Here is a 9,766-nt window from a genome sequence, read left to right as displayed (position 1 = left end):
TTTTTGAAGATAATGCAAGAGAAAATTAGCACTTTTCTACTTTAAGTGCTAATTTTATTTCTTGCCTTACAGTATCAAGCGTTTAGAGCATTTCTAAAAAATATTGTTCCGAATATTGCTACTTTTGACCTAGTTTTCCATGTATTGAGCAAAACTCAGAGCCGTTTTGTCTTGTTTGTCCTTAGTAACGTGAGTGTATATGTCCATTGTAGTTTGAATGCTTGCATGTCCTAACCGTTGTTTTACGTCTTCCATAGGAACACCCGCATCAAACAATAAAGAAGCGTGAGTATGTCTAAAACCGTGTATTTTGATACGTCTTAGCCCGTTCTTATCGCAGATTCTTTTATTCCACACCGCTACAAGATTTGGACGCACAACCTCATTATCGAAGTTTTGAAATACTACTTGCTCTTTATCAAAAGGATTAAAGCCTAGCCGTAGCAAGTCCCGTCTTTGCTGAAAACGCCACTCTTTTAATAATTGCATCGTTCTAGCATCCATAGAAATTGCTCTGTTTCTTTTGGTTTTCGTAGTATTGTTGACCACTACTCTATGCTTGTTACCAATAGAAACCGTTTTGTTAATGCTAATAGTACTACTAGTAAAGTCAATATCTGACCATTTAAGCGCTAATGCTTCACCTTTGCGCATTCCACTATAGGCAAGCAAGCGAAAGAATGTATATATCTTAATATTCTCATTTTTAGATGCTTTTAAAAAAGCGTTTAGTTCCTGTTTGGTATAAAAGTCGGTGAACTCCTTGTGTTCCACTTGCTTTTTAGGTTTGATTATCATTCTCATTGGATTTTTTCGAATGTAATCGAACCGTACCGCATAATCTAACAGCTTATTGGAATAAATTATCAATGTATTAAATGTTTTTGGCAATTCAAGCGCCCACTTTTGAGCGACACTCTGACATTTAAAAGGCGTTAGTCGTTCGATATAGTAGCTACCTAAATCTTTTAAGATATGGTTCTTAAAGAATTGCTTTACATTTACCAAAGTAGACGTCTTTACCGTATCCTTGTACGAATCTAGCCAAACACGATAAACATCGGATACTTTATGATTTTTGATTTCTAGCCCTGTATAAGTGTTATCTGCTATCTTGCTACTAATCAAAGCGTAGCATTTTAAAGCATCTTCATAGCTCTTAAAGCCACGTTTGCGGGCTTGTATTGACTCCCCCGTAACCTCGCTTTTACCAACATAGATAGCAAACTTATAACGTTTCTTGCCACTGGGCGTGGTGTATTCCTTAATATCATTATTCATTAGTCATAACCTCTTTTCGATTGTTGGCGCAAACGAGCTAATCAAAGGTTTTTAATGAGTAATTGATATATCACGGTTTGTGATAAGTTGTGAAAAATAAAGACATGCAAAGGCGTTTCATCCCTAACGAGACGGGACAATAAAGCACGTATACAGAACGACCACTCACAAGGACCACTTAAATTAAGGCGGTTCAATGCCTAGCTTTTGAAGCAATCCAATACGTGCGCAATTTTACGCAGATGTTATAAACCTCCAGTGCGAGGGATGATGAACTATCAACCTAATTACTAAAAGAAATAACTAATAAACTGATAATTCATTTAACCTTATCAATGTACATAAATATATCAGTTAATATTCCCTCTAACACTTCATGTATTCTTTCATCACTGTCGTTTTTAAAATCTACGCTATCTAGTTGCGCTATAACTGAATCATATACACCGTACTTGGTTGAAGCACCAACGCACATAGCAAGCGTCCTTTCTAAGTCGTCTTGATTTTTCATCTTAGACAAAGAATAGTAATTAAAAACAGATTTAAATATTTTATTCATAAAGTGAGCAAAGGATTGTTTATTTTTAAATATTTCTTTTATTTCTTCACGACTATAATTTTCTTTAAAAAATGCTTCAAGTAGTTTATTCATTGGGTGTTTTTCATAACTTCTTTTGTTATATGCCCAATCCCACGCAATATTTATAGCTTGTTCGTTTGATAATCCAAATCCTTGCAGATAAGAAACAGGTACATCAAAAAAATCAGCTAATTTTTTCCATGTTTCAAGTTTTGGCTCACGCTTACCTGTTTCATATTGACTCAAAGTATTATTTGCCATCCCAACTTTTTGACCTAATTCTTTTAGAGTTAGGTTATTTTTTTGCCTTAGTTCCTTTAATCTGTTCTGCAATTAGCTCACCTCCCTAACTGATATACTATCATTTTTCACTCAAAATGAGAATATTTACGTTGACTTTCTCAAAATGAGAGTATTATAATATTCTCAGATTGAGAGAGGGGGGCAAGAACATGAAGCTAACAGATCAACAAGCTACAGCAATTAAGCGTAAACGTGGCGAACTTGATTTATCTATTGTGAGCTTAGCTAATGCTACTGGCGTTAGCAAATGGACACTAATTGACATCTTCAAGCACGATCACCGTAACGTTAATTCAGCAACTTTTAAGAAGTTGAATGATTGGTTGGTTAATCAATATAACCATGATCTTGTAAAGGAGGCGAACTAAATGAGCGAGACCAAATCCAGTAAGACTATGCAAAGCAACAAGTCGAAAGTAAGCGCACAAATGACCCTTAATCTTGACGGATTAACGTTCCCTAGCGGGGATGCAAAGCTGACAAGTATAGAGAAACGAGTTTATAACTTGCTATCGACTGGCAAGGAAAACGCCCGACCTAGCAGTTACTTTACTGAAATATTAGGTATCAGTAGAAGAAAATTATCAGACGTTGTTAAGAGATTGAAATCAAAGTCCCTAGACGTTGGTAGTACACGGGATAACGGGTATTACAAGTTTAAAGACGTTCAAGAGTATTTAGACTTTATGAGCCGAGATGCTCACGAACTCGCAGAAAGAAACAAGGTTCACGATGCAATGAGATCAACGCCACTAGGACGCAAACTCTTTGCAGACATGAACCAAGAATCGAAAGGAGAAAATTAAAAATGAAACAATCAAAAGACAAAGAGATAACAATCAATGATGCAATTATTGGATTAAAGCAACTAGACGACCCCGTTTTTGGCTCTATTAGCTACCGCAATCCTTGTACTACTGTAACTATCAGAACTCACGATAGAGTTATTAAGACGACACTAGAACAAATAAGAATAGCGGTTTTTAAATTCAATGCTGAGACGTTCGGCTTCATTTTCAAAAATCAATGGTTCTGTAATCAAAAAGAATTTGATAAATGGAACGCTAAAACCAAACGGCTTGCATCTCACGAACTCAAAGCAAATTTTTAATAGAAAGGCAAAATCAAAAATGACGAAATATCTTATCAATAATGACGATGTTATTAGAATTGGACAAAAGCTCTATCAACTCAGCTCTAATAGTCCCGAAACTGATTTCTTGAAATGCAAGGACGCTTCAAAAGACTATGAAGAGCGACTTATTGAAAATGGTGTAGATGCTGAAATATTCCATGACGGCAACGATCAAAACACTACGGCTCTAATGCAAGGCGACTTAGTGCAAAGTAAACAAGAATCTGATCTTAAATTCATTCTTATTTCTACTCAGTTAATGCCCTTGCAAGAAGCAAAATACGCTTTGGACGCATACAGCAAGAATCAACGCCCGAACGTTGTCAAAATACCTAATCCTAAGCCTACTCTAAAAGCATCAAAGCAATACGATAAGCGAGATCATCGCATGACTAAGGACATCGATACGCTCAAAGCATTAGTAGACAATGCTGAAAATCAAGGTTGGGAAACTATAGACGGTGTTAATTATGGAGCATCTCACACGTGGCGTGAAGTTGCGCAATTAGCATTAGATTTAGCAGATCAGCAAGAATGGTTTGACCGTTATGACAATAAATATTTCAACTAGAAAGAAGCATCAATCATGCAAGTAATTTTAGACGACAACCAAGTAAAAGAAATTAAGTCGCTTATTTATTCCACTATCAAAGACGGGCTAAAACAAGCAACTAATACCCGTCCCTACTTGAACCGCAAAGAAATAGCCAAATATTTTGGCGTTGCTGAATCTACGATTACTTTCTGGGCTTCTTTAGGAATGCCAGTAGCGGTTATAGACGGGCGCAAGCTCTACGGCAAGCAAAGCATAACCGCATGGTTAAAAGCTCACGAGATGCCGTCTCAGAAAGCAATGGAACAAACAAAAAAGCCCCTAACTATTGGAGTAGTTAAGGACGTTCAGTAAAGATATTAAGCCAATGATTTAACTATTTTGTTGGCGCAAACGAGCTAATCAAAGGCTTATTCTAACATCCCTAACCTAACAGGGATGTTTTTATTTAGAAAGGCGGTGAAACATGAAATGAATAATGTTAAGAGCGAAAAAACTAATATCAATCCTAACTTGCATATCCCGACCGCCTTAATAAAAAATTATAGGCTATCTGCTCTTGCATTGCTAGTATACGGGGAACTTAACGGCTTGTACTCCAAACACAAACAATGTTTTATTACTGATAAAGCATTATCAGAACGGCTTAATAGGTCTATTGCATCAATTCAAAGAGCAATACGTGATTTAAAGAATTTAGGACTGATTACGAGCAAGCAAAAGCCCCACTTTAAAGGTCGGCTTGTTACCGTACCACCGCTAAATGCTAAAAAATTTCTACTAATTCCAGTCGCAATCGTGCGGAATCATGATCTTAGTATTGGAGCTATGCTCCTATACGGTTCGCTATATTCTAGACAAAAGAAGCTCATTAAAATTAATACTGACAAATACCAAGAAGATGCGCCACTGATTATATGTGTTACTAAATCGGAACTAGCAGACGAGCTTCAAAAGAGCCCGAGGACTATCCGCTACCAACTCAAGGAACTAGAAAAAAATAAATATATCAATTTAATTTCTAACAAGGGTATTAATGTCGAAATTACACTTGTTCCTTTAAAAATGACATCTATTTTGAGTGGTTCTGACAAAAAAAGCAAAAATGATATTCATACAGCTATAAAATTTTGGCAAAAAGTGCGTTCAAGCACTGGCGCAACTGACTACTGTGCGCCCGACAACCTATGCAAAAAACGAGTATCCACCTATGCAAAAAATGTCGTTTTACCTATGCAAAAAATGAGTATCCACCTATGCAAAAAACTAGCAACTAATAGAACTCTAATAAAGATTAATAAAGGAGAAAATTATTCATTTTCTCCTTCTAATAAAGGTCAACGGGGCGCAGTTGACCCCTTTGACCCGTTTGAAGTTGGCGAACCATTAAAAGAGCCTGTATATTATGACAGCATCCCTAACGCTAATGATGCACCACCTATTCAACAAGAGAATGAATCACTAGAAGACATAGCAAAATTAGAAGCAGACCTAAACGAATTAGATCAACGTTCTAGCCAACGGGTAAAGGCTACTAAAACTGGGAAAAGTGGTTCAGAAGTTGGGACTAAGGATAAACAGCAAGATCAACCCTCTACCCAACAAGCAAAGGCTACTGGTACTGGGAACACTACTTCAAGGAATGCAAGCAATGCACCTAAGCCTAAACAACAAAAGAGCCAGTATGAGCCATACGACGGCTTCAATCTTGAATATCAAGTTGACCAGTTACACAAAATGCTAAATAGCAAAACGGGCAAACACTACCCTATAACAAATCAAAGACCATTAATTGAGCAACGATTAAAAGAGGGCTTCACCCTGTATGACTTTGAAAAGGCTATTGATTATCTTATTCAGCAAAAACAATCAATATCAGTTAAGGAGCTAGTGATAAACATTAGCAATTATCTAAATAAAATTAATTCGAATTAGTTTAATTTAAAAAAGCGACTGTATCAACTTACAGCCGTTTTTGTTTTGCAATGATTAGAAATGCCGAGATAGCCAGTCCCTAAAAAGAGTAAATGATGCTGACGTTTGCCCTATGGACACAAAATGGATACTGAGATAAGGCAAGGCTAGGTGAGGCAAGATAAGAATAGATATATAGGCGTGCATGTTTGTTTGATTATGCTGACATCGCAATTCTAAGAGCATGTACATAGCTGAAAGCCAACAACGGGCAACTAGCCATTAGAAAACCCTTAGTCAACCCCTAGCGACTTTTGCATATTACTTTTTTGGCTCATCAGTTGCACCAATGGACTGAACTTTTGGTTTTGAATCCAGTAATTGAAACGTTGGGTAAATTCAGCAAGTGCTTCTTGCTTCAAAGTTCCGAACCGTGAACGAGAATATCCAACTTTTTTCGCTACTTCAAGATTAGTCATGTCATTTAGATAACAGTCTACCAAGATTGTTTTATATGGTTTCTTAGTTTTATTCTGACAATCGCTAAAAGCTTTACCAGTGCAATATACCAACGTGTCCGCACGTCTTATTTTTAGTAGATACCTGTTATCCAACATTTCAAAACTAGATATATTTTCGGGAAGCAATTCGGTATTAGTGCGTCCGGCTATGGACATTAAGACATCGAAATACTTATCAAAGAAATCTTTTGTAGTAATTTGTAGTATTTCAGCATTTTCAGCCATGATAGCCCCCCTATAGCCCTCCTACAGTGCGTTTAAATATTTAGAGTTTAAAATACCCTAACAAAACCCTACGGCAAAGCAAGGCAAGCTCTTTTTTATTGCATGACAAAATGGACAATTCAACCTTACAAAACCTTACATAAATTCACGCATCTACGCTAGCAAAACTCCACCTATATCCCAAAAATCCGCAACTCTTTCAGCCTCAAAAAACCTCAGTTTCACTCTGATTATCATTTTAAGGGAATATAAGAGCTTTTATTAGCCCTTAGTATGATTACACGTGTTCAAGATTTAAATTCAGCATAGCAAAGAATAGACGGCAAATTTCAAGAATAAACAAAAAGCATCCCTAAAAGGGATGCCGTTTTATTTTGCTTGCGGAAATATCTGCGGAAAATTCAGCTATTTTCCTTTTTAGGGTGTCTTAATTGTCCGAAAGTACATAAGTATCCCCAATAATAGAGCGTAAAGCAGACACAAATTAACTGTTTTTCTTGGTTTAAGTACAGTTATATCAATGAGTAGCAAATACAAGCCCCCTACCTAAAAATTTTTAAAATTGTCGCTTACATGAAAGATAATTGAAATGTGTGCGCTCTTTCTGAATTAAAGACGGGCGGGGGATGTTATAATTTAGTTCGTTAATTGTTTTAGAGAGCGCCTTTTTAGGCGTTTTTTTAGTTCAATGAACTAATTATCAGTGCAAAATTAATCTTAATTGCACCGATAAAAGGCATATTGTAACTTCCAGTTTGTGTTATCCGTATCTTCTTTGTCATCTGAGTTCGCAGAATTATCAACTATCTCTTGTTGCTTTATTTTATTTTTCTTCTTGCGTGCCTCATCTTTCTTATCCCAATATGATCATATCATTTTCTCTTGTTCAGGACGGGGATAACTAGTGAGTTCATCATTCTCGCCTAATTAAGTTAAAACGATATCCTGGCCTCGCTGTGGCTGCTCGATATACCCAACACTATATAGATTCTTAATGCCAAAATTAAAATCAAACATAAACGGTGAATACGTCCCCGTTGTTCATTGTTTGCGGTAAGACCGACATGCGCCGAGGGATCGAATCGCTTGCTTACATAGTTAAGAAAAGCTTCAACCTTGATCCTTTTTTCTGGATAAGCTGTCCGTATTAAAAAAATTAATATCTGGAAGCCTATTTACCAGGCCAGAAAATGTTCAGCTCCACTGTAAGTAAAGTCCCATAAACTGATTAATCCCATCTTAGCATTGCTAGGATGGGATTTTAATATACCGCACTATTGGGTGCTTACCAAGAATTTATACTTAACCGCAATATTTATTCAGCACAAGCCAATAATTCAAAACTTACAAACTCCTTTTTTTTCAAAGCTGATTCTATTCTCCGGAGATTAGAATCTTGCGTACTAAAATTTGCAAAATATTTCATCATTAGTTCACATTCCAAAGTAAAAATAGCCTCTCGGATTTTCTTTGGTTGGTGTCGCGTCCGCTTCTCATTCATAACGCATTGATTTAGCAGATAATCATATGCACGTTGATCATAGTCTACGCCAAAATCCGGATACTCCTCATAGCATTTCTTGGTTATATACCATGACTCAATGCTTCGTTTACTATGGCCAGCTGTTGCACTGATACCATTTGGATTTAAGCGATATCCATATACAATATCTTGTATCGTATTCATTCGGTATCCCATGCCGTACATAATGCACGAAATCGGTGTATCTTCAAACCAATACCCTTCTGGAAATTTGAATTTTTCCAACACTTCAGCCTTAAAAATCTTACCCCAAGGGAAACCAGATAGCTGAGTAGCCAAAACTACTTGACGTTTTACGTCTCCTTTTGAACCTACTCTAAAATTATAATAACTACCTTGAGTAATGTCTTCAGCGTGGTTCATTAATGATTCAACTGCATTCGGCATTAAAACATCATCGCTATCAACAAAAGTCACATACCGACCTTTTATCCGCCTCAATGCACTATTGCGGGCACCCGAAAGTCCCTTATTCTCTTGAGTAATTACTTCTAATTTATCAGGATAATCGTTTGAATATTTATTTAAGATTTCGCCCGTTCTATCAGTTGATCCATCATTTACAGCAGTTACAATATATGAATATTTCGTATCCTGATTCATAATAGAATTCAAGCATTCTACTATAAAATCCTCTACGTTATAGCAAGCTACGATTATGTGCAAGTCATACTTCTCATCTATTTTATTATGTGCTACACAGGTCGTGTTAGGATCCGGTGAATACTCCGCTAGCAAGTTCTCTGCTACTGTATGTGGCATCTTACTACGAACCCTTATTAGTGGTGCTCCCATTCCTATTATATGTTTGATTGTTGTCTTGATAGACATAAACTTTATTCCTATTCTAAATCAATATATTGCTACAGCCTTTACAAGTCATGTACATCAATTCTACTACATCAACACATACAGAATCGGTACTCCTGTCATCATAAAAAGTTCACGCTTTTGCTTGGTAGTTTTGATTATGATAACCATGGCTTTGGCGCTTATACTACTAGCCAGTTCTTGCGTTCCATGACGATCTCTTTAACTGCTCGTTCTGCTCTGTTGTTGGACAGTTCAAGTACGTGTGGTGCTAGTTAAATCGTTCTAGACAATAAGCCAAATTATAAGCTAAAATTGCAATTTCCAACCGGCTTTGAAAGCCTATCAGACTACGTGCTCGATTGTTCTGCGAATAGCTATCAATTGATGATCATTGTGCTTTTTAGCTCCTGTCATATTTTTACGATAAGGCGTCTAAAGTTCATAACCCATTTGTTTTAGCTGTTGATGCAGTTCTTTGCCTAAATAGCCTTCGTCGCCAAGAAGATAGTAATTAGATGGATGGGTATTTTCCATCAGTTCAATCAGATCAGACCCTTTTCTTTCTGATACTACAACTTGAGTCTAGTCCGATTGGACTTTTTTATTAACTAAAACGATTTAACTAGCACCACGCGTATAATGATATAGAATACAGCGTTAATTATATCACGTGATTAATAATTAAAAACCTTTGATTAACTCGCTTGCTCCAACTAAAAAAATATTGCTCCTAATATTGCTCCTAAAAACAATAATTCTAGTTAAATTTAAAACATCACAACAAGCACAAAGCCTATTATATCAAGATTCTTATTAATTGAATTTATCCTAAAATAGCCAACTCACTTTTCTACTTTAAGTGCTAATTTCTACTAAATAAAAGATCAAAAATAACTAA

12 protein-coding genes and 1 pseudogene are annotated in these 9,766 nt (G+C 36.3%); 7 read left to right on the top strand and 6 right to left on the bottom strand.

Features of this window, described 5'->3' with window-relative positions:
* Positions 1 to 129: 129 nt before the first annotated feature.
* On the bottom strand, positions 130 to 1,281 hold the full coding sequence (locus Q7P22_RS14055; protein ID WP_278340845.1) for a site-specific integrase: 1,152 nt from the start codon (positions 1,279 to 1,281) through the stop codon (positions 130 to 132).
* Positions 1,282 to 1,600: 319 nt separating this feature from the next.
* A complete protein-coding gene (locus Q7P22_RS14050) occupies positions 1,601 to 2,194 on the bottom strand; it encodes a helix-turn-helix transcriptional regulator (protein ID WP_278340846.1) in 594 nt (197 codons plus the stop codon).
* A gap of 119 nt (positions 2,195 to 2,313) precedes the next feature.
* Between Q7P22_RS14050 and Q7P22_RS14045 the strand changes: the two genes are divergently transcribed.
* The 6 genes from Q7P22_RS14045 to Q7P22_RS14020 all read left to right on the top strand — a co-directional run bounded on the left by Q7P22_RS14045 (position 2,314) and on the right by Q7P22_RS14020 (position 5,787).
* A complete protein-coding gene (locus Q7P22_RS14045; protein ID WP_278340847.1) occupies positions 2,314 to 2,532 on the top strand; it encodes a helix-turn-helix transcriptional regulator in 219 nt (72 codons plus the stop codon).
* Positions 2,533 to 2,970, top strand: coding sequence for a hypothetical protein (locus Q7P22_RS14040; protein WP_278340848.1), 438 nt, complete (start codon positions 2,533 to 2,535; stop codon positions 2,968 to 2,970).
* A gap of 2 nt (positions 2,971 to 2,972) precedes the next feature.
* On the top strand, positions 2,973 to 3,275 hold the full coding sequence (locus Q7P22_RS14035) for a hypothetical protein (protein WP_046813867.1): 303 nt from the start codon (positions 2,973 to 2,975) through the stop codon (positions 3,273 to 3,275).
* Between the two features lie 109 nt (positions 3,276 to 3,384).
* The gene (locus Q7P22_RS14030; RefSeq protein WP_303865017.1) at positions 3,385 to 3,870 is read left to right on the top strand and encodes a hypothetical protein; all 486 of its coding nucleotides are present in this window, start codon (positions 3,385 to 3,387) and stop codon (positions 3,868 to 3,870) included.
* A gap of 15 nt (positions 3,871 to 3,885) precedes the next feature.
* Complete coding sequence (locus Q7P22_RS14025; RefSeq protein ID WP_046813866.1) at positions 3,886 to 4,206, top strand: DNA-packaging protein; 321 nt, start codon at positions 3,886 to 3,888, stop codon at positions 4,204 to 4,206.
* A gap of 117 nt (positions 4,207 to 4,323) precedes the next feature.
* Positions 4,324 to 5,787, top strand: coding sequence for a helix-turn-helix domain-containing protein (locus Q7P22_RS14020; protein ID WP_278340850.1), 1,464 nt, complete (start codon positions 4,324 to 4,326; stop codon positions 5,785 to 5,787).
* A 272-nt stretch (positions 5,788 to 6,059) separates the two neighbouring features.
* Here the strand turns inward: Q7P22_RS14020 and Q7P22_RS14015 are convergent, their stop codons facing one another.
* On the bottom strand, positions 6,060 to 6,512 hold the full coding sequence (locus Q7P22_RS14015; RefSeq protein ID WP_254259160.1) for a hypothetical protein: 453 nt from the start codon (positions 6,510 to 6,512) through the stop codon (positions 6,060 to 6,062).
* A 1,022-nt stretch (positions 6,513 to 7,534) separates the two neighbouring features.
* On the opposite strand from Q7P22_RS14015, the gene tnpB reads away from it, so the two are divergent.
* Complete coding sequence (gene tnpB, locus Q7P22_RS15065) at positions 7,535 to 7,663, top strand: IS66 family insertion sequence element accessory protein TnpB (protein WP_278340851.1); 129 nt, start codon at positions 7,535 to 7,537, stop codon at positions 7,661 to 7,663.
* Between the two features lie 164 nt (positions 7,664 to 7,827).
* Here tnpB and Q7P22_RS14010 read toward each other — a convergent pair whose 3' ends face one another.
* From Q7P22_RS14010 to Q7P22_RS14005, 3 genes and pseudogenes are all read right to left on the bottom strand, one after another.
* Entirely contained in the window at positions 7,828 to 8,886 is a 1,059-nt protein-coding gene (locus Q7P22_RS14010; protein ID WP_278340852.1) for a glycosyltransferase family A protein, read from the bottom strand.
* 161 nt (positions 8,887 to 9,047) lie between these two features.
* Positions 9,048 to 9,119: a transposase gene (locus Q7P22_RS15060; RefSeq protein ID WP_302050946.1), complete on the bottom strand. Its 72-nt coding sequence runs from the start codon at positions 9,117 to 9,119 to the stop codon at positions 9,048 to 9,050.
* Positions 9,120 to 9,136: 17 nt separating this feature from the next.
* Positions 9,137 to 9,411: pseudogene (locus Q7P22_RS14005) on the bottom strand (IS982 family transposase); the annotation flags it as partial.
* Positions 9,412 to 9,766: the final 355 nt, after the last annotated feature.

Origin of the sequence: Alkalibaculum bacchi (assembly GCF_937875145.1) — a bacterium.
GTDB classification, from domain to species: domain Bacteria; phylum Bacillota; class Clostridia; order Eubacteriales; family Alkalibacteraceae; genus Alkalibaculum; species Alkalibaculum bacchi_A.
This window is presented reverse-complemented; position numbering and strand designations above follow the sequence as displayed.